This window comes from Flavobacterium psychraerolatum, assembly GCF_025960985.1.
Lineage (GTDB): Bacteria > Bacteroidota > Bacteroidia > Flavobacteriales > Flavobacteriaceae > Flavobacterium.
Genome location: NZ_JAOQMX010000063.1, coordinates 1 through 18511, shown reverse-complemented (window position 1 = coordinate 18511; position 18511 = coordinate 1). Strand labels below are relative to the sequence as shown.

Genomic DNA, 18511 nt, shown 5'->3' with positions numbered 1-18511 from the left:
CCTAGGAAAAGATTTGGGTACAAAACCCCAAACGAAGTTTTTATACATTCATTAAATAATAATGGTCAAGTTGCATTTATGACTTGAATCCGCCCTTTATTTGCGATAATTAAATACTAAAATAAATAATTTAGATATTATCAATTTACTTAACCTCAATGATTTTTTCTTTGATAAATTATTTATCAATACTACTAAGGCAAATTTTTAATATATTACTAATTTGTATCACCACTTTGGATACCTTATAATCCACTTTTTTACTTAAATTTTATGGTAGATACTTACTCTAAATGGCTAATTAAATACTCCTGACAATATGATAATAAAAGCAGTATGAAAGCAGTTAACATGAATATAGAGCGAAATATAAGTGCAAACATCTAATTAATATATCTTTTGGATAGTTGAGCTCAATATTGTCATAAGAATTGTCAAGATAGATAAAAGAAAGATTGGGTTTATCTAATTACGATATGAAATTCTAAGATCTATTGATTAGTAAATTGAAACTTTATCTCAAATACCTTTAAAAGTATAAATACTACTTCTTTGGTGCCAAAGTTTTTAATTTTAATTAATAAGTTGAAAAATTACTTTGTATCCATTAGATTTTTATTGTCTATTTCTGACTTTTCATTTTCAATATTCTTCGTTTTTTATTTAGGTTTTTTTTTTTTTAATTTACGAGTAGTGCTATATTTTAGAATTTAATTATTTTATAGGTGGAACGTTGTAAGTAATAATTGATTAATAGTATTCATTTCTTAGATTGTGTTAGTTTAATGTTAAATGCTTTTTGTCTTTCTGCTTTCTACTAAATGAATGTAAGGAGTTCAACCTTTAATTTGTATTTTTGTTTTATTAAATTTTTAAAATGAAAAAAATAATTCTGCTATTGACTGTTGCGGTCATATCAAATCTTCAAGCACAAAAAAGACCCAAATTGGTTGTTGGTATTGTTGTCGATCAAATGAAAATGGAATACTTATATCGTTTCTCTAATGATTTTTCGAAAAATGGATTCAAGAGGTTAATGGATAATGGATATACTTTTCAAAACATGCATTACAATTATATGCCGACGTATACTGCTCCAGGTCATGCCTCTATCTACACTGGTACAAGTCCAGCTATTCATGGTATTGTTGGTAACGAATGGTTTAGTCGTAAATTGGGTAATCAAATGTACTGTACTGATGATGCTAGTGTTAGTACGATTGGTGATGGAACAAAAGAAGAAGGTGAAATGTCTCCTAAAAATTTATTAACCACTACCATTACAGATGAAGTTAGAATGGCTACCAATTTTAAAGGTAAAGTGATTGGTATGAGTTTAAAGGATCGTGGAGCAATATTACCAGCAGGTCATTTTGCAAATTGGGCATTTTGGTATAGTAAAACTGGATCTTTTATCTCTAGTTCCTTTTACGGTGAAAAATTACCATCATGGGTACAACAATTTAATGATGAAAAACATTATCTACCTTATATCAATAAAGGGTGGGGTTTATTGAAGCCAATAAGTACTTATAATGAAAGTTTGGAAGATAACAATCCTTATGAAGGTAAGTTATATAACAGTACAACTCCAGTTTTTCCTTATGACTTGAAGGATATGTACGCTAAAAATGATGCAGGTGTAATTCGTTCTACTCCTTATGGCAATGATTTATTAGCCGAATTTGCTATGAAGGCTATTGAAAAAGAAGAATTAGGAAAAGATAATATAACTGATTTTTTGACAGTTAGTTTCTCTTCTACGGATTATGTAGGACATTTGCTAGGACCAAGATCAATGGAGTTACAAGATACGTACTTACGTTTGGATCAAACTATAGCTGAATTTTTAAACTATTTAGATAAAACAGTTGGAAAAGATAATTACTTATTATTTTTAACTGCTGATCATGCTGGAGCTGAGAATGTAAACTACCTGAAAGATCATAAGTATAATGTAAATAGTATTAGTCCTAAAGATATTCGAAATAACTTAAAAGCATTCTCTTTAAAAACTTTTGGAGCTGATCTTGTTTTGAATTATTCTAGTTTTAATTTGTTCTTCAATAAAGAAGTTATTAAGTCTAAAAATTTAGAACTAAAAGATGTTAAAGAAGCTTTTAAGGAGTATTTGATGACGCAAAACTATGTGAAAAGAGTATATACAGAGGAAGAAATTTTGCATTCTACAGGAAATGATTACTTCTTGAATTTTATTAGTAAAGGGTATGATGTAACGCAGAATGGAGATTTAGTTATTTTGGATAAACCAGGTTATATTGAGTATCAAGGAACAGGAACTTCTCATGGGACTACATATACTTATGATACGCATGTTCCTGCGATTTTCTACGGTTGGCATATCAAAAAAGGAGAGTCATTCAATAAAAAAGAAATGACTCAAATAGCCCCAACTATTGCTCAAAAGATTAAAGTTTCTTTTCCAAATGGAACAGAAGCTCATGTTTTGGAAGAAATTTTAAAGGATTAAGATTATTTTTTTGTACAAAAAAAGGTGTATTTTAATTAAAATACACCTTTTTTTTATAGTTATTCAGGACTATACTTTTTCTTGTACAGGTAATGGAATTTGATTTTTTAATAAATCTTCAAATGTTTCATGTGCACGTATTAAGTGACCTTTTCCATTCATCCATAATACTTCTGCTGGTCTGTATCTTGAGTTGTAGTTTGAAGCCATTGAATAACAGTAAGCTCCAGCATTTTTAAAACTAAGGATGTCACCTTCTTTAAGTTCAGAGATTCGTCTGTTATTTGCAAAGGTATCAGTTTCACAGATGTAACCGACTACAGAGTAGAAACGCTCTTTTCCTTTTGGATTAGAAATGTTTTCGATATGGTGTGATGAACCGTAAAACATTGGACGAATCAAATGATTAAAACCACTATCAATACCTGCAAATACAGTTGACGTTGTTTGTTTAATCACGTTTACTTTTGCCAGAAACTGTCCTGCTTCACTTACTAAGAATTTACCTGGTTCAAAAATTAAGGTTAAATTTTTACCGTACTCGACACAGAAATCATTAAATCGTTTTGATAGTTTTTTACCTAATTCTTCAATGTCTGTTTCGATATCATCTTTTTTGTAAGGAACTTTAAATCCACTTCCGAAGTCTAAGAATTCAAGATCTTTGAAATGTCTTGCAGCATCAAATAAGATTTCGGCAGCATATAAAAATACTTCAATATCCAATATGTCAGATCCAGTATGCATGTGGATCCCTACGATATTCATTTTTGTATTTTCAACAATTCGTACTAAATGTGGTAATTGGTGAACAGAAATTCCAAATTTACTATCAATGTGACCTACTGAAATATTTGCATTTCCACCCGCCATCACGTGTGGGTTGATACGAATGCATACGGGAACATTAGGGTGTTTTGCTCCAAATTGTTCCAAGATAGAAAGGTTATCAATATTAATTTGTACTCCAAGTGCGTAAACCTCTTCAATTTCTTCAAGAGACACTCCGTTTGGAGTATAAAAAATACGCTCAGGTGCATATCCTGCATGAAGTCCTAATTGTACTTCTTGTATAGACACTGTGTCTAGACCAGAACCCATTCCTTCTAATAGTTGAAGGATTGCTACATTTGACAATGCTTTCATTGCATAGTTAATACGCAATTTCTCTACCTTTGAGAATGCTTTGGTTAGACGGTTGTATTGTGATTTTATTTTATCGGCATCATAAACATATAGTGGTGAGCCAAATTGTTCAGATAATTGAAGTAAGTCTTTTGGTTGCATTTTAATATTTTTAAGCAAATTTATTACTCTTTATTGGTTTTACAATGAAAAAAAGTATTTCTAACAAAATATAACAAAATGTTTGTTTTGTAAAAAAAGAAGAAGATAATGTACTATTTCACTAGATAATAATTTGACTCAAGCTAGTACTTGTTTAATTTTAAACAATTTTAATATCATATTTTTCTAATAAACCAGTTATTCCTTGGGTAGAGAAACGCGCTTTTTTCATTGGGTTATATTCTGGATCAATATTGTAATTGTAAGCTGTAAGTAAGTTGGCTCCTTTTAATTCAGTTTCGTTAAATATGGCTCCTATTAAATTACAATTATCAAATATGGATTGTGTTAAATCACATCCCATAAAAGCGACTTCCTTTAATGATGAATTAATAAATTTAGTTTTATTCATTTTTTTATTTGCAAATGAAGCATAATCTAATACACAATCTTGAAACGAAACATTAAATAAGAAATCATTGCAAGTATGAAACTGTAAGCCTATCATTTTGCAGTTACTAAATTGAATTGTTTTGAGATTTGTGCCAATGAGTTGCATCATTGCAAGGTTACAATCAATGAATTCACAGTCCATAAAGGTATTGTTGGAGAAATCACTGTTTGCAAAATCACAGTTTTTGAAGGTACAGTCTTCGAATTCGCGATTACTTACTTTTTTTCCTGTAAATATTACTTTTTCAAACGTTTTTTGAATGTGAATTAAGTCTTCCATTAGTCGTTGAATAAGCTTTTCATTATAAATTGTAATCCTTTGTACATTAAAAATACGGCAGTAATGCAGAGTGCAATTCCAATTCCTAAAACAAGGTAATGCCAATTGTTTTTCTGGTTCATAAAAGCGTTATAAATTACGCTTGGTCCTATGAATAATAAGGGTAAAGCCCCTGAAAGATATTTAATACCACGTGATAATACGTCTTTATTGGTTGCCATAATTGGATTAATTTATTTTTTACTTGTTCCAGTTTTCTACTGCTTTTCGTACGCTGCCGTGTTTGTTTAACAAATTACTAGCAATTTCATATGTTACTGGAATCTCGTCCATTATCATTTTTATACCTCTGTCAACCAATTTGCTATTGCTCAGTTGCATATCGACCATCTTGTTTCCTTTTACTTTTCCTAGCTGAATCATAGTAGCAGTCGAAATCATATTTAGGACCAATTTTTGTGCCGTTCCTGCTTTCATTCTGGAGCTACCGGTTACAAATTCGGGTCCTACAACCACATCTATTGGATATTGTGCCGTGAGAGAAATGGGACTTGCCGCATTGCAAGAAATACTTCCAGTAATAATATTGTTTTCGTTACAAGTTTTTAAACCACCTATAACATAGGGTGTTGTACCAGAAGCAGCAATTCCGACTACGACATCATTTTCATTGATGTTAAATTCTTGTAAGTCATTCCAGGCTTGTGTTGCATTGTCTTCAGCATTTTCAACCGCTTTACGTATGGCTTTGTCTCCTCCGGCGATGATTCCTACGACCCTATCAAAAGGTACTCCAAAAGTAGGAGGACATTCTGATGCATCGACTACGCCTAATCGTCCAGATGTACCTGCGCCAATATAAAATAAACGACCTCCAAGTTTCATTTTTGCTACGATTTGAGTAACTAGAGTCTCGATTTGTGGTAAAGCTTTTTCGACTGCCATTGGCACCGTTTGGTCTTCATTGTTAATGTTGGTGAGTAACTCGGTTACAGACATTTTATCTAGATGTTCGTATTTTGAGGATTGCTCGGTAGTTTTGGTAAATGTCATTGTATGTTTTTTTTTGCTGTGAAAGCAGTAGGATTCAAGTACGTATTTATTCTTGCTGCAAATTTACGGATTTAAAGAAAGGCAATGGAGTGCTTAGACAAAAAATTGCTTTGTATTCTAATACAATTTTGGAACATGGCAATTGGAGTTTTATTTCTCAATAACTATTTCTATTCTTTTTAATTAATTGTTTAGTGAAGAAAGAGTACTATTTAATTATAGTTCTGATGATTTGGGAAAATTTTCGAACTGTTTGTAAATGCTATTAAGTACTAAAAGAATAGGTTTTTGTGACGTTTTATGATTTATAAATACTCATTGAGATTGTAATTGCTATTTTTTTAATTACCTAATCTCAATTTTTGGTATCGAAACGGCATTTATTAAGCTGGTAATTTTTGTGTTATTGCTTTTTACATATTCCAAGAACTTCACAATTTCTTCTTTGTTGGTGAAATAATTGCGATAGGAGTAGGCATATAGCACTAGAAAATTTTCGTTGTTGGTAGTTTGTTTTTGATAGCGATAAAGATTCCATTCTAGAATGTTGTGACCGCCGCTTATCATAAATGATATTACTTTTTCATCGTCTTTGGCTCCTTTTTCTGTTTTAAATTGAACAAGAGGGTTTGATTTCTTTAAGTTCGTTAACTCTGTTAATTTCATATTGCTGGCTTGTTCTACAGTGATGTTTGATTTTACAGCTTCAACGATGAGCATTTTTTGATAGGTTTCAAATTTATTATCAGATGCTCTTAAATATTCTTGTTTGTAGTAGGTGTCATTTGGATGGGAACTCCAGGCTAAATTGAAGTTTTGGTCTTCAAACTTAAGAACTGAACCAGTGGATAAAAAGTCGGTTACTGGGTTGATTTGAAAAGAGAATAATGAGAAAGTGCAAATTGCAACGGATAAAAGAATGATTTTTTTCATTGAAAAGAAATTAATTTTAGCTGAAATATACTATCCAAATATATCATTAATTTGAACAAATTAATCTTATTATAAAAAAAAATCATTTCGTACAAAAATATTTTTATGATCCAAATTTGTTTTCAACTCTTTCCAAGTCGAAGTAGTTAAGCTTCCTGCTATATACGTTTTTGTGCTAAAATCATTAAATAGTATGCGAAGCGTATTTGGTCTTTTATAAGGTCTAATAAGGTGAACTTGTCGGATATCAGCTATTCTGATGATCTTTTTTTTCCAAAAGAAATAGTGGTTTTTAATTATTATAAAGTTTTCAGAAATTTCAAAGTAATTCATCATTCGAGCATGAAAAATAAACCAAAAAATAGTTAAAGGATTAAAAATAAGTAAAGGCTTTACATAAATGGAGTTTTTTTTTAACATAACTAGTAAAGGAATAAATAGTAATAAACTCCACATGCTAAATCCTGTAAAGCATAGAATGGGATTTCCTTTGTAGATGGTAAATATTTCTAAATCAATGTCTATTTCGGCTAGTTGTGCTGGAATTTTTTTTTGATTGTTGGAATGTATTTCTTCAATTAAGATTTTCATTTCCTTTGCATTAGTATAAAAATCATCATAAATTTCTATAAATGTTTCATCTTTAAAAATCAAAATGGTGCATTCACCCGAATTAAATACAGTACCTGATTTTGCAGTCAGTTGATAACTTGAAATTTCGTTCCAATTATAGAATTTATTTTTGATCGAAATCCCTTTTTTGTTCAATACTATTGCTGGTGCATATTTTATGTAGGCTATGTTGATAGAGATGATAATGCCTAAGCCAAATAAAGTAACTAGAATGAGTTTTGGTATTATTGTAGTAAGTAGTAAATGGATCATAAATACACCCATAGATAGAAATATTAAATTCCATAAAATCAAAGGGATATAGAATTTGTAAATATTTCGTTTTGCAATAATTTCCATAACTATTATAAAAAATATGCCAATAGAATTCCGAAGACAATCATAGATACTTTGGCAATATTGAATTTGTGTCCTTCACTACTTTCAAAGATGATAGTTGACGAAATATGGAATAGAATTCCGATTACTACGGCCGTGATTTCGATGTGGTAGTTGCTTAAAAGGGGAACGTAATCAGAGACAAATGTTCCTAGTGGTGTCATTAGAGCAAAGGTTAACATAAAAACAAAAATTGCTTTTTGATTGAGCTGTGAATTAATGAAAAAAGTGGTCAAAATGATGGCAATAGGAAGGTGGTGAATTGCAATTCCGATGGCGAGATTGTCGTGGTGGTGCCCAACAGGAAAACCTTCTAGGAAAGCATGAATGCACAGGCTGATGAATAATAACCAAGGAATGTGGGTCATATTGGGCTTTCCATGTACGTGACCATGTTCGGCTCCTTTGGAAAAAAACTCTAATATGATTTGAAATAATATTCCCATCATGATAAAAAAACCAATATTGCTATTATGGCTTTCGTACACATCTGGCAGGAGGTGCATTACAGTTAAGGCAAGTAAAAAGGAACCGCTAAAGGCGAGTAATAATTTGAGATTGGTTTTGTTTTTTGGTCTGATTACTAAGGCTATAATGTAGCCTAGGAGTACCGAAAGGAATGGTAAAATATAATTCATGGCGAATTGTAAAACGGTAATACTATCGTAAAGTCCTTTTTGATGGACTGGTATTTAATGGTAAAAGTACAGTTTTTTCACAAAGTAATTTTTGAAAGTGTATCGAAATAAACAGTACTACTTTGTGAAAATTTATATTTTGAGCTATTTGAAAATCATAATTAGACGTTCACTTTCAGTCTTGTGGAATTTTTTGAGTTTATAGTCTCCAAAAATATCCAAAAGATAGATTCCTGCTTCATCCATCATGGTTTGAAAGTCTTGCAAGGTTAATGCTCTTACTTTTTCGGTATAATGAAACTTTTGTCCCTTATCTTCAAAGTCTATTTCTTTATGAATGTGTCCATCGGCAAGGTATCGTTTGAGATGAAAATCGATTCCGTCTACTGTTTTAACTTCTTGAGGAACCAAGTTGTTGATGACTTGGTTGACGTTCATGAAGTCTATAACGGCAAAACCATATTCAGACAAACTGTCTTTGATCGCGATTAGAGTGGTTAAATTGTCGTCATCATTTTCGAAATAACCAAAACTAGTGAATAAATTAAAAATTGCATCGTATTTTTCTTCGAAGGGTTCTCGCATGTCGTGTACCTTAAAATGCAAACTGTCGTTGCAGTTTGTAGAAGCTTGTAGAATGCTGTTCTCAGATAAATCGGCACCTAATACATTAAAACCTAGCTGGTTTAAATATATTGAGTGGCGGCCTTTTCCACATGCTAAGTCCAAAACCTTTGCTTTTTCAGGTAGATTGAGGTAGTGCGTAATGTTATCCATGAAAAGTTGTGCTTCACGGTAATTGCGCTCTTTATATAGGATGTGATAATATGGAGTATCGAACCAAGAGCTAAACCAAGTTGGTGCTAGTTGTTCTGGATTTGAGTTGGCTGGTTGTTGTTCTTCGGACATTTATTCTTTTCTATTTATTCTATCCCGCAAATTTAGTGTATTTTTGCTGAAAAATAACGCATTTTAGTCTTGAAAAGGATTAAAAGCGAATTGATAATTTGACTACAGTGGGCAGGATATTTTGCGAAAGCTGTTTGATACAAAGCATGATGATAGAAAATAATTTTAAAATGATTGCCAAGACCTTTTTTGGTTTTGAAGAAATATTAGCCAAAGAATTGACACAGTTGGGTGCTCAAGAAGTGGAACAAGGCGTGAGAATGGTGAGTTTTGTAGGAGATAAAGGGTTTATGTATAAGGCAAATTTGTCTTTACGTACGGCTTTGAAAATATTGAAACCTATTTATTTTTTTAGAGCGAAAGACGAACAAGCACTATATAAAGGTGTGGCTAGTATTAACTGGTCAAAATATATTAATGCCAATCAGACTTTTGTGATTGATGCTACGGTACACTCACCAAATTTTAATCATACAGAATTTGTTTCACAAAAATGTAAAGACGCGATTGTAGACCAGTTTAGAGAACGTACTGGCCAACGTCCAAGTATTGACAAAGCTTTTCCAGATTTGAGAGTTAATATTCATATTGATAGAGACCAAGTTTCGGTTGCTATAGATACTTCTGGAAATTCATTGCACCAACGTGGCTACAGAACGGCGACGAATATAGCTCCTATAAACGAAGTCTTGGCAGCGGGAGTACTATTACTTTCTGGTTGGGACGGACAAACAGATTTTCTGGATCCAATGTGTGGTTCGGGAACTTTCTTGGCCGAAGCAGCTATGATTGCGTGCAATATTCCAGCAAACATTAACCGTAAAGAATTTGCTTTCGAAAAATGGAAAGATTGGGATAATGACTTGTTTGATAAGATTACTGATAGTTTATTGAGTAAAGTGCGTGAATTTCATCATACTATCAAAGGATATGATAAAGCACCATCAGCAGTATCGAAAGCTAAGGATAATATTAAGAATGCAAATCTAGAAGAGTACATCACGATTCAAGAAGAGAACTTTTTTGATACCGAAAAAACTACCCAAGGAAAGTTGCATATGGTTTTCAATCCGCCTTATGATGAGCGTTTGGATATTCACATGGAGGAATTTTACAAAAGTATTGGTGATACCTTGAAAAAGAATTATCCTGGAACTAATGCTTGGTTTATCACAGGGAATCTAGAGGCGCTAAAGTATGTTGGTTTGAAACCTTCACGAAAAATTAAATTATTCAATGCGAGTATCGAATCTCGTTTGGTGAAATACGAAATGTATGAAGGAAGTAAACGTACAAAATTTCAAGAGGTTAAAGAATAAATATATTAAAAATATAAGTAACTAAGCTGCTGAGTTTATAGGTTGATGTGTTAACTCTTAAGTACTTCAGAAACTTAACTACTTAAAATTGTGAAAAAATGACAAAATTACAAATAAGAGCTTTTTTATACCAATTGGGTTGCTTTGCAATCTTGTTTTTATCGGTACGATATTTAGTAGCTCAATATACAAGTTTAATGGGTTTTTGGATACCGATGACGGCTTTTGTGGTAGGTACTTTGTTGTCTCCAAAATTTAAAGCATTGAGAACTAAAGACGGTGAGAAACTATTTATGAAATGGATTTTTTTGAAAGAAGTTCGTGAGATAGAGTAAAATTTTTTAGCTTTGAATTGAGATTTAAGTTCATTTGGAGTCTCCGTTTGTGGCTAGCATTTATTATATAAAAAAAGGTCATAAAAAAAACGTTGGTTGAAGTAATTCTACTAACGTTTTTTTTATGTTTAAAATAGTCTAAATGTTTTGATTGTAATCGGTCCTTATGTTTTCTTTACATATTGTGTGATGATGACAATTGTTTGTCCATCAACTTTTCCTTCTATGTATTCGGCGTTTTCATGGTCTAAACGGATATTTCTAACCGCTGTTCCTTGTTTTGCAACCATGCTAGATCCTTTTACTTTTAAATCTTTGATAAGCACTACAGAGTCTCCGTGCTCTAGGATAACTCCATTACTGTCACGGTGAATGATTTTGTTTTCGTCCTCTTCTCCTTCGCCAGTGGCTTGTGCCCATGCTAGGGTATCTTCATCCAAATACATTTGCTCCAACAATTCTTGTGGCCATCCTGATGCGTGCAAACGGCTTAACATTCTCCAAGCAACAACTTGAACAGCCGTATGTTCGCTCCACATGCTATCATTCAGACATCTCCAGTGGTTTAAATCTTCATTACCAGATGTTTCAATTTGATCGATACAGGTTGTACAGGCAAAAATACTTTCGTCTAGTCCTCCTTTTTGAGTAGGTAATACGGTATATACTTTTAGATTTTCTGTCGCGGCGCAAATTTCACATTTTGAACCACTGCGTTTGTTTAATTCTCTATCGATGCTCATTTTTTTATTTTTAGTGGCTAAATTACTTATAATTTGCCTAATTTATTATGGAATATAGTTTTATTTTGTAGCTACGCTAACTGCTTTAGGTACCAATTTTTGATATTCACCTTTATTACGGATAACATCACGTACAATGCTTGAACTGATAAAGGATGTGCTGGCGGCAGTTAGTAAAAAGATGGTTTCTATTTTTGATAAATGTCTGTTGGTGTGAGCAATTGCTTTTTCGAATTCAAAATCTGCAGGATTACGCAAACCTCTTAAGATAAAATCTGCATTGATTTTTTGACAGAGTTCTATGGTTAGCCCTTCGTAGGTGATTACAGAAATTTTGGGTTCATTTTTGAAGGTTTCTTCTATAAATCGTTTTCTGTCTTCAAGAGAGAACATGTATTTTTTTTCGGCATTAATACCAATGGCAATTACAATTTCGTCAAAGAGCGGAATTGCTCTTTTTATGATGTCTTCATGGCCAAGTGTAATGGGGTCAAAGGAGCCTGGAAATATAGCTTTTCTCATTGTTTAGTATTGATGTGAGTTATTACAAAGGTAAAACGTTTATTTGGGAATTGTAGCACTATGAGATTCTAATCGTTTTTATCGCTCGTACCCATTCCTTTTTATTACAATTTTCGCAAATTCCACCATTAGTCGTGACTTCTTGAATATTTCCACAGAAGGAGCAAGCGTAAATTCCTTTCTCAGTAATAATTTCTGATTTTTCATCAAATAACTGAGGTAGAATAGGTAAGCCATATTTAACTTGATCATCAGGATAGTAAAAGGTACTAATTTCTCCGTTAGTTTCGATGTATGCATTTTTAATTTGTCCCAAATGTTCAATAGATTTTATTCTTAATTCTAGAAAAAACTCATCTTGAGCTAAACTTTCTTTCTTAATGCTTTCTAACGAAAATTCTCCTTCATCAATTATGCATTGAATTTTACCTTCCATAAATTGCTCAAACTTGGGACTAAAGCCTGTAAGCCAAGTAATTCCTTTGTAAAATAAAATAATTGTCAAAACGACTGTTATCGCTGGCAATAAACCAACATCATCATATAACATTGGGTCTCCCGCCGCAGATCCTAAACTTATGATAATTACAGTTTCGAAAACAGATAATTGTTTGACACCTCTTTTCCCAGCAATTTTTAATGCCAAAAGTAAAACGGTAAACATTATTATAGAGCGAAATAATACTTCAAGTAAAAAATTGGGAGGTAAATCATTTAATAATAATCTCTTCCAGTCAAATATTTCCATTTTAGTGTCTTTTATAGCAAAGCCAATTCAATTGCATTACCAAACAAATCTTGCAAGGATATACCCGCTACAGTTGCTTGTTGTGGTAGTAAACTTTCGTTGGTCATTCCGGGTATAGTATTCATCTCGAGCATGTATGGTTCATCATCTACAATAATGAATTCTGAACGGGAGAATCCTTTCATTTTTAAAACTTCGTAGGCACGTTTGGCGATAGCTCCCACTTTTGTTGTCATTGCGTCTGAAATTCTTGCGGGAGTGATTTCTTGTGATTTTCCTAAATATTTGGCTTCGTAATCAAAGAAGTCATTTTCGGATACAATTTCGGTCATTGGTAATACGGTTACGGTTCCTTTGTAGTTAATGACTCCTACAGAAACTTCGGTTCCGTCAAGAAAGCTCTCGATGATAATTTCGTTATCTTCTTTGTAGGCAGTTTCGATTGCTATTGGCAAATCTTCAGCTGTGTGTACTTTTGAGATTCCGAAGCTAGAACCAGCTTTATTTGGTTTTACAAAACAAGGTAGTCCTACTTTATTGATAATTTCGTCGGTATTGATTTCGTCGCCCAAATTTAGGTAATACGAAATTGCAGTTTTGATACCGTAAGGTTTCAAGACCGATAATAAATCTCTTTTGTTAAATGTTAAAGCGGCTTGGTAGTAATCGCAGGCAGTTTGTGGCATATTGATTAATTCAAAATATGCTTGCATTAAACCGTCTTCTCCTGGTGTACCATGAATGGCATTGAAAACACAATCAAATGTAATTTTGGTACCATCTACTGTTGTTGAGAAATCGTTTTTGTCAATGGGATATTCTCTATTATCTGCATCGACATAGACCCATTTTTCTTTGAATATATGAACACAAAAAGGGTTGTATTGAGTATAGTCTAGGTTCTGATAAACTACGTTTCCGCTAATCAAGGAGATTTTATATTCGCTTGAATAACCTCCCATGATGATGGCAATGTTTTTCATTTATTGATGTTTTAACTTTTATTTACTTTTTGATGCTGTTTTGGTTTAAAAAATGAAATTGTTTGATAATGGGAATTTCTAGCCCCGATAGTAGCGAAAATCCTTGTGGGGGTGGGCTTTATGCCCCCACAAGATTGAAGCGGATAGCGGGAAATAGCTCCTAAATAAAGCCTTCATCTTTTGTTAAACAAAATTATCATTTTTTTTGGAACGAAATAGCTATATCTTTGCTGTATTATAAAAATTAATTTATGAGTTTACCTAAATACCTTACTAGTCGAGTATTTTTTGTACAAGCTTTTTTGGCGCTTTTGATTATTGCGGTTCTGGGCTATTTGTTGATGCATTGGTTGACTTTTACCACAGATCATGGAAATGAGATTACGGTTCCCAATTTGAGCAAATTGACAGAGGAGCAAGTGGAAGAGAAATTGGATGAATTGGATTTGGACTATGTGATTTTGGATAGTCTTGATTTTAGAAGTGGGTATCCAAAATATAGTGTGGTACAGCAAGACCCATTGCCAGGTGCAAAGGTGAAGGTGGGAAGAAAAGTGTATCTTAAAATAAATTCTTCGGGATTTTCATCAGTTAAGATTCCAGATTTAATTGAGAAAACCTATAGAGAAGCAGTGCCGACTTTGAGAGCATTGGGTCTTGAAGAAGGAACGATTACTTATATACCTAATTTAGGAAAAGATATGGTGCTAGAGATGCGTAGTAAAGGACGCAATATCAGCCCAGGAGATAAAGTTTTGAAGGGATCTAAAATTGATTTGGTTTTAGGAGACGGAAAAGCGAGTTACGAAGAGAGTTTACCAACGGACACAATTGCGAGTCCAACAGATGAAATGCCAAATGAACAATAATATAGAGTCGGTTGACTTAGAGGAAGAATTATATGAACACCATCGATTTGAGGTGACTAAAGGTCAGACACCGTTGAGAATTGATAAATACCTTATGGGGTTAATCCAAAATGCAACTCGAAATAAAATTCAGATTGCAGCCACGGAAGGAAATATTTTTGCGAACGATATTCCGGTGAAATCCAATTATAAGGTGAAGCCGTTTGATATTGTGACGGTGATGTTGACGCATCCTCCGTATGAGAATCATGTTTTGCCAGAGAATATACCATTGGATATAGTTTATGAAGATGATGTTTTGTTGCTTGTAAACAAAGAACCAGGCTTGGTTGTACATCCAGGTCATGGAAATTATACAGGAACTTTGGTGAATGCCTTGGCTTTTCATTTTGAGAATTTGCCAATGAACAGCAGTGAACGTCCAGGATTGGTACACCGTATTGATAAGGATACTTCTGGTTTACTTGTTATTGCTAAAACTGAAGCATCGATGACGCACTTGGCAAAGCAATTTGAAGCCAAGACTACCGAAAGAGAATATGTTGCCTTGGTTTGGGGAAATATTGATGAAGAAGGAGGAACGATTGAAGGAAACTTGGCTCGTCACTTGAAAGACCGCATGCAAATGGCTGTTTTTGCAGATCCTGAAGTAGGTAAGCCTGCGATTACACATTACAAAGTGTTGGAGCGTTTTGGTTATGTAACTTTGGTTTCTTGTGTGTTAGAGACCGGACGTACGCATCAAATACGGGCACATATGAAGCACATTGGTCACCCTATATTTAATGATGAGCGTTATGGCGGTCACTTAATTTTGAAAGGAACAACATTTACCAAATACAAACAATTTATTGATAATTGTTTCAAAGTATTGCCAAGACAAGCTTTGCATGCTAAAACACTTGGATTTGTGCATCCGACAACTAAAGAACATATGCGTTTTGATACCGATTTACCAAATGATTTTCAAGAGTGTATTGATAAATGGAGAGGCTATTCAAAATCACATACTGCTGAAGATGAATAATTTGACTCTATGTATAATGATTTTTGATTGATTGTATTTTAGTAAATCTATTTCGGGAATTATTAAGTATGAGATTTTAAATATGGAAAAGGTTAATTGTTTATTACGATAAATGATTAACCTTTTTTTTAGCGTTTGAGACTAAAATGACCTTTAGCTTCTCTACCATCTTCTAGTTGTATAGTGTACCAATAATCGGTTGCTGGAAGTTGTTTTCCTGTATAGGTTCCGTCCCAACCTAGGTCAAGCGGACTAATTTTTTTCAAAAATTTTCCGTAACGATCATAAATAGTAATAATAGCGTTTGGCAGCAAGGTATTGTCTAGCCCTTTGATATTCCAATAATCATTATACCCATCTCCGTTTGGAGTAAAAAATTGTGGTGCACCAACTACATATATAACTTGTGAGTCATAATTACACTCATTAATGTCTTTAACATAGATTTCGTATTTCCCTGGAGCTACAGGACTGAAGTAGTTACTTTCCTGAAATGGACCTGTACTACCGTTGATACTGTATACGTTTTTACCCAAATTATTTTCTAATTCTACGGTTACAGAATTTATTGTGGATAGGTCTTTGATTTCTACCGATTTGATTTTGATTGTAGGTACTACAATGAACGGAATTGTAGTTGTGATGAAACAGCTAGGTGTGGCTGTGTTGGCTACTTTTACCGTTATTGTTTGTGTGCTACTAGTAAAAGAATCTGGTAGCAGACTCGACAATGTGTTACCAGCCGCGTCTTGATAAGACACAGTGACATCAGTTTGACTGCCAATAAGTGTGCTCTCAAATGTACTAGTATCAAAAACAGCAGTTTCTTTTAAAGTTGTAGCATCTGTTCCTGTAGCGCACAATGTCGTTAATTGAGCAGAAATAGGGTAGACTTTTGGTTCGATTTTTGAAATTTCATAGGGTAGCGATAAGACTGTGCCGTTTAATATCAGGTCCAATCTGAATTTTTCTACACCCGACTTGGTCACTACACTCAACTCTGCTTTGGTCTGCCCTGGCATACTCTCAAAACTATTTGTTGTAGTATTTAATTGGTACCATTGCAATTCTGTTGAAACTGTAAATTCGAAAATTGGATAGGAGTTTCTGTCGGTAGAACTGTTTGGAGCATCATTCCATTTTATACCTCGATTTTGAAATTCAAACTGTCCGTAATCTTCATCGTTAATGAAGCCGCCACCATCATATAATACATAGTTTGTACCTGCAAGCTGGTGGTAATCGTTAGGCTCATTGGTGCTCCAGTTATTATATGTTAAAGGTGATCCATCAATCCAGTACCAGCCTCCTTGAGTTCTAGTATCAGTAAAATCAATGGCATTTGCATATTGTTTTAATCCTAGCCAATAAGCGATTCCGTCATCAAAACTTCCTTTTGCTAAACCTTTGGATAATAGTCCGTCGTAAACTACTTTTTCTTCTACTTTACTATTTATGATGTACATTGAGGCACCTGGGATGTTATTAATCAGAGTATTTGCTTCTTCCCAAGTCATTGATGTAGGTTGTATTTTTACGTAGTAATTTGAATTACCATATTCTATTACTTTGGTAAGTTTAAGGCCTTGATCATTGGTGTTTTCAACTTCAAATTGTTCGTTAGAGAGGATTCCAGTTGCCGTGATCTTTACTGTTTCGCCATTGCAAATATTGGTGGTTTTATCTGCGGTTAAAATTGGTTTAAATTCATAGACAATCGTTTCTAGACGTGTGCCAATGGCTGCTTTTGGTGATGTTTCAAGATAATAAATGGTACCACTCACTAATCGAGTATTGTTTGGCAAAGCAGTACCTCCTGTAAGTACATCATACCAGGTATACGTCGCTCCCGTGGGAAGTTCAATTACTCGTAAATCAGCAACGGTGTAGGTTTTTAAAGTAGAATTTAAAAATGTAAACGTAGGTTCAACTTTTACATTCTGCGAATAAACACTTAGAAAAGTTAAAATTAAAAGTGCAGTAAAAATATTTATTTTCGAATAAAATAGAAACATTTGGATGATGTTGGTGTCTGGAATAATTAGTTTAAAAGTAAGCAATAAAATGACGTAATTATCTTAAGGTAAAAAACAAAATAATATTGTGTTTGATCTACTTATTTTTTAATGATTAGATTAAATTTAACTTAAAACACCTTCATAATGTAATGATTTTGATTGTGTTTGGTAAAAATAATCAATAAAAACTAAGTTGAAGAATGAATTGAAACTATTTTTTTGGGGTAAAATAGGCCCTAAAGTGACGATTGAAGTATTTATTTTCTGTTAAACGATTTTAATTTTCTACGATTTGATTTAGTACTAGTTTTGTATTAAATTAATTAAGAAACTAACACTACAACGGCATGGGGGATATATTTGACCCGGTTTATAGACAAGGTTACATGGAAGGATATTCAAAAGGATTTGAACCTTTGTGTCCATTAAATGTTTACGATCTTAACTGTGATGCCTTTCAATCTGGTTTTGAATGTGGAAGGTCTGATTATGAAAGATTAAATGGAAAGATTAAGGAAGGAATTCCGAATCGCATTGTTACTAAAAAAGTCTTGGATGAATTTCAGTTAGCAGGAATGTTAGGAATGTCAATTGATTCGGAGGATTTTACCCATTTTCAACTAAATATAATTGAAGAGTGGTACAAGAGTGGAATTGAAAATTATGATGTTACTGAAAGTAGATCGCTTCTGACTTTATTGGAAGGAGAAGGAATTCAAATATTGTAGCATTTTACTGGACATAAAAAAAACCTATAACTATTTAAATGATAGGGATAGGTTTTTTTATATCTGATTATGTCCCGTCCTGAAATAGCGATACACAAAAAGTATCCTTATGGAAAAACATGAAGAAACACGCTATGTTAAGCGTACGCAAAAAGATTACTCAA

Annotated in this window: 19 protein-coding genes; 6 read left to right on the top strand and 13 right to left on the bottom strand. The window is 33.1% G+C overall.

Annotation, left to right across the window (positions count from 1 at the left end; translation table 11 throughout):
* The first annotated feature begins 877 nt into the window (after window positions 1-877).
* On the top strand, window positions 878-2491 hold the full coding sequence (gene pafA / locus M2326_RS16580) for an alkaline phosphatase PafA (protein ID WP_264620661.1): 1614 nt from the start codon (window positions 878-880) through the stop codon (window positions 2489-2491).
* Between the two features lie 69 nt (window positions 2492-2560).
* On the opposite strand, the gene lysA is transcribed toward pafA, so the two are convergent.
* The 8 genes from lysA to M2326_RS16540 form a co-directional block, all read right to left on the bottom strand.
* Window positions 2561-3778, bottom strand: a complete 1218-nt coding sequence (gene lysA, locus M2326_RS16575; protein ID WP_264620660.1) for a diaminopimelate decarboxylase — start codon at window positions 3776-3778, stop codon at window positions 2561-2563.
* A 160-nt stretch (window positions 3779-3938) separates the two neighbouring features.
* Window positions 3939-4511: a pentapeptide repeat-containing protein gene (locus tag M2326_RS16570; RefSeq protein ID WP_264620659.1), complete on the bottom strand. Its 573-nt coding sequence runs from the start codon at window positions 4509-4511 to the stop codon at window positions 3939-3941.
* A complete protein-coding gene (locus tag M2326_RS16565; RefSeq protein ID WP_264620658.1) occupies window positions 4511-4732 on the bottom strand; it encodes a DUF6095 family protein in 222 nt (73 codons plus the stop codon). Before M2326_RS16565 ends, M2326_RS16570 begins: the two co-directional genes overlap by 1 nt.
* Before the next feature lie 19 nt (window positions 4733-4751).
* Window positions 4752-5564 carry an N-acetylmuramic acid 6-phosphate etherase gene (gene murQ, locus M2326_RS16560; protein ID WP_264620657.1) on the bottom strand — a complete coding sequence of 271 codons (813 nt, stop codon included), beginning with the start codon at window positions 5562-5564 and terminating at the stop codon, window positions 4752-4754.
* Window positions 5565-5909: 345 nt separating this feature from the next.
* On the bottom strand, window positions 5910-6497 hold the full coding sequence (locus M2326_RS16555; protein WP_264620656.1) for a hypothetical protein: 588 nt from the start codon (window positions 6495-6497) through the stop codon (window positions 5910-5912).
* Window positions 6498-6566: 69 nt separating this feature from the next.
* Window positions 6567-7469: an EbsA family protein gene (locus tag M2326_RS16550; RefSeq protein ID WP_264620655.1), complete on the bottom strand. Its 903-nt coding sequence runs from the start codon at window positions 7467-7469 to the stop codon at window positions 6567-6569.
* A 5-nt stretch (window positions 7470-7474) separates the two neighbouring features.
* Complete coding sequence (locus tag M2326_RS16545; protein WP_264620654.1) at window positions 7475-8146, bottom strand: ZIP family metal transporter; 672 nt, start codon at window positions 8144-8146, stop codon at window positions 7475-7477.
* A gap of 144 nt (window positions 8147-8290) precedes the next feature.
* A complete protein-coding gene (locus tag M2326_RS16540) occupies window positions 8291-9055 on the bottom strand; it encodes an SAM-dependent methyltransferase (protein ID WP_264620653.1) in 765 nt (254 codons plus the stop codon).
* Window positions 9056-9207: 152 nt separating this feature from the next.
* On the opposite strand from M2326_RS16540, the gene M2326_RS16535 reads away from it, so the two are divergent.
* Both M2326_RS16535 and M2326_RS16530 read left to right on the top strand, forming a co-directional pair.
* Complete coding sequence (locus M2326_RS16535; protein ID WP_264620662.1) at window positions 9208-10374, top strand: THUMP domain-containing class I SAM-dependent RNA methyltransferase; 1167 nt, start codon at window positions 9208-9210, stop codon at window positions 10372-10374.
* Between the two features lie 98 nt (window positions 10375-10472).
* On the top strand, window positions 10473-10709 hold the full coding sequence (locus M2326_RS16530; RefSeq protein ID WP_264620652.1) for a hypothetical protein: 237 nt from the start codon (window positions 10473-10475) through the stop codon (window positions 10707-10709).
* Between the two features lie 164 nt (window positions 10710-10873).
* Here the strand turns inward: M2326_RS16530 and M2326_RS16525 are convergent, their stop codons facing one another.
* From M2326_RS16525 to M2326_RS16510, 4 genes are read right to left on the bottom strand one after another with little or no spacing between them, the layout of a single operon-like run.
* Window positions 10874-11452 carry a PhnA domain-containing protein gene (locus M2326_RS16525; protein ID WP_264620651.1) on the bottom strand — a complete coding sequence of 193 codons (579 nt, stop codon included), beginning with the start codon at window positions 11450-11452 and terminating at the stop codon, window positions 10874-10876.
* A 60-nt stretch (window positions 11453-11512) separates the two neighbouring features.
* Window positions 11513-11974 carry a pantetheine-phosphate adenylyltransferase gene (coaD, locus tag M2326_RS16520; RefSeq protein ID WP_264620650.1) on the bottom strand — a complete coding sequence of 154 codons (462 nt, stop codon included), beginning with the start codon at window positions 11972-11974 and terminating at the stop codon, window positions 11513-11515.
* A gap of 58 nt (window positions 11975-12032) precedes the next feature.
* Complete coding sequence (locus tag M2326_RS16515; protein WP_264620649.1) at window positions 12033-12722, bottom strand: DUF421 domain-containing protein; 690 nt, start codon at window positions 12720-12722, stop codon at window positions 12033-12035.
* 11 nt (window positions 12723-12733) lie between these two features.
* Entirely contained in the window at window positions 12734-13705 is a 972-nt protein-coding gene (locus M2326_RS16510; protein ID WP_264620648.1) for a D-alanine--D-alanine ligase, read from the bottom strand.
* 251 nt (window positions 13706-13956) lie between these two features.
* Here M2326_RS16510 and M2326_RS16505 point away from each other — a divergent pair, with 251 nt between their 5' ends.
* Window positions 13957-14574: a PASTA domain-containing protein gene (locus M2326_RS16505; RefSeq protein ID WP_264620647.1), complete on the top strand. Its 618-nt coding sequence runs from the start codon at window positions 13957-13959 to the stop codon at window positions 14572-14574.
* Window positions 14564-15601: an RluA family pseudouridine synthase gene (locus tag M2326_RS16500; RefSeq protein WP_264620646.1), complete on the top strand. Its 1038-nt coding sequence runs from the start codon at window positions 14564-14566 to the stop codon at window positions 15599-15601. The genes M2326_RS16505 and M2326_RS16500 overlap by 11 nt, the downstream gene beginning before the upstream one ends.
* 128 nt (window positions 15602-15729) lie before the next feature.
* Here M2326_RS16500 and M2326_RS16495 read toward each other — a convergent pair whose 3' ends face one another.
* Window positions 15730-17616: a T9SS type B sorting domain-containing protein gene (locus M2326_RS16495; protein WP_264620645.1), complete on the bottom strand. Its 1887-nt coding sequence runs from the start codon at window positions 17614-17616 to the stop codon at window positions 15730-15732.
* A 389-nt stretch (window positions 17617-18005) separates the two neighbouring features.
* Here M2326_RS16495 and M2326_RS16490 point away from each other — a divergent pair, with 389 nt between their 5' ends.
* Window positions 18006-18347: a hypothetical protein gene (locus M2326_RS16490; RefSeq protein ID WP_264620644.1), complete on the top strand. Its 342-nt coding sequence runs from the start codon at window positions 18006-18008 to the stop codon at window positions 18345-18347.
* Window positions 18348-18511: the final 164 nt, after the last annotated feature.

Excerpts from the sequence above, each read along its gene's own strand:
- pafA (WP_264620661.1), top strand. The coding sequence starts at position 878 with ATGAAAAAAATAATTCTGCTATTGACTGTTGCGGTCATATCAAATCTT.
- lysA (WP_264620660.1), bottom strand. The coding sequence starts at position 3,778 with ATGCAACCAAAAGACTTACTTCAATTATCTGAACAATTTGGCTCACCA.
- M2326_RS16570 (WP_264620659.1), bottom strand. The coding sequence starts at position 4,511 with ATGGAAGACTTAATTCACATTCAAAAAACGTTTGAAAAAGTAATATTT.
- M2326_RS16565 (WP_264620658.1), bottom strand. The coding sequence starts at position 4,732 with ATGGCAACCAATAAAGACGTATTATCACGTGGTATTAAATATCTTTCA.
- murQ (WP_264620657.1), bottom strand. The coding sequence starts at position 5,564 with ATGACATTTACCAAAACTACCGAGCAATCCTCAAAATACGAACATCTA.
- M2326_RS16555 (WP_264620656.1), bottom strand. The coding sequence starts at position 6,497 with ATGAAAAAAATCATTCTTTTATCCGTTGCAATTTGCACTTTCTCATTA.
- M2326_RS16550 (WP_264620655.1), bottom strand. The coding sequence starts at position 7,469 with ATGGAAATTATTGCAAAACGAAATATTTACAAATTCTATATCCCTTTG.
- M2326_RS16545 (WP_264620654.1), bottom strand. The coding sequence starts at position 8,146 with ATGAATTATATTTTACCATTCCTTTCGGTACTCCTAGGCTACATTATA.
- M2326_RS16540 (WP_264620653.1), bottom strand. The coding sequence starts at position 9,055 with ATGTCCGAAGAACAACAACCAGCCAACTCAAATCCAGAACAACTAGCA.
- M2326_RS16530 (WP_264620652.1), top strand. The coding sequence starts at position 10,473 with ATGACAAAATTACAAATAAGAGCTTTTTTATACCAATTGGGTTGCTTT.
- M2326_RS16525 (WP_264620651.1), bottom strand. The coding sequence starts at position 11,452 with ATGAGCATCGATAGAGAATTAAACAAACGCAGTGGTTCAAAATGTGAA.
- coaD (WP_264620650.1), bottom strand. The coding sequence starts at position 11,974 with ATGAGAAAAGCTATATTTCCAGGCTCCTTTGACCCCATTACACTTGGC.
- M2326_RS16515 (WP_264620649.1), bottom strand. The coding sequence starts at position 12,722 with ATGGAAATATTTGACTGGAAGAGATTATTATTAAATGATTTACCTCCC.
- M2326_RS16510 (WP_264620648.1), bottom strand. The coding sequence starts at position 13,705 with ATGAAAAACATTGCCATCATCATGGGAGGTTATTCAAGCGAATATAAA.
- M2326_RS16505 (WP_264620647.1), top strand. The coding sequence starts at position 13,957 with ATGAGTTTACCTAAATACCTTACTAGTCGAGTATTTTTTGTACAAGCT.
- M2326_RS16500 (WP_264620646.1), top strand. The coding sequence starts at position 14,564 with ATGAACAATAATATAGAGTCGGTTGACTTAGAGGAAGAATTATATGAA.
- M2326_RS16495 (WP_264620645.1), bottom strand. The coding sequence starts at position 17,616 with ATGTTTCTATTTTATTCGAAAATAAATATTTTTACTGCACTTTTAATT.
- M2326_RS16490 (WP_264620644.1), top strand. The coding sequence starts at position 18,006 with ATGGAAGGATATTCAAAAGGATTTGAACCTTTGTGTCCATTAAATGTT.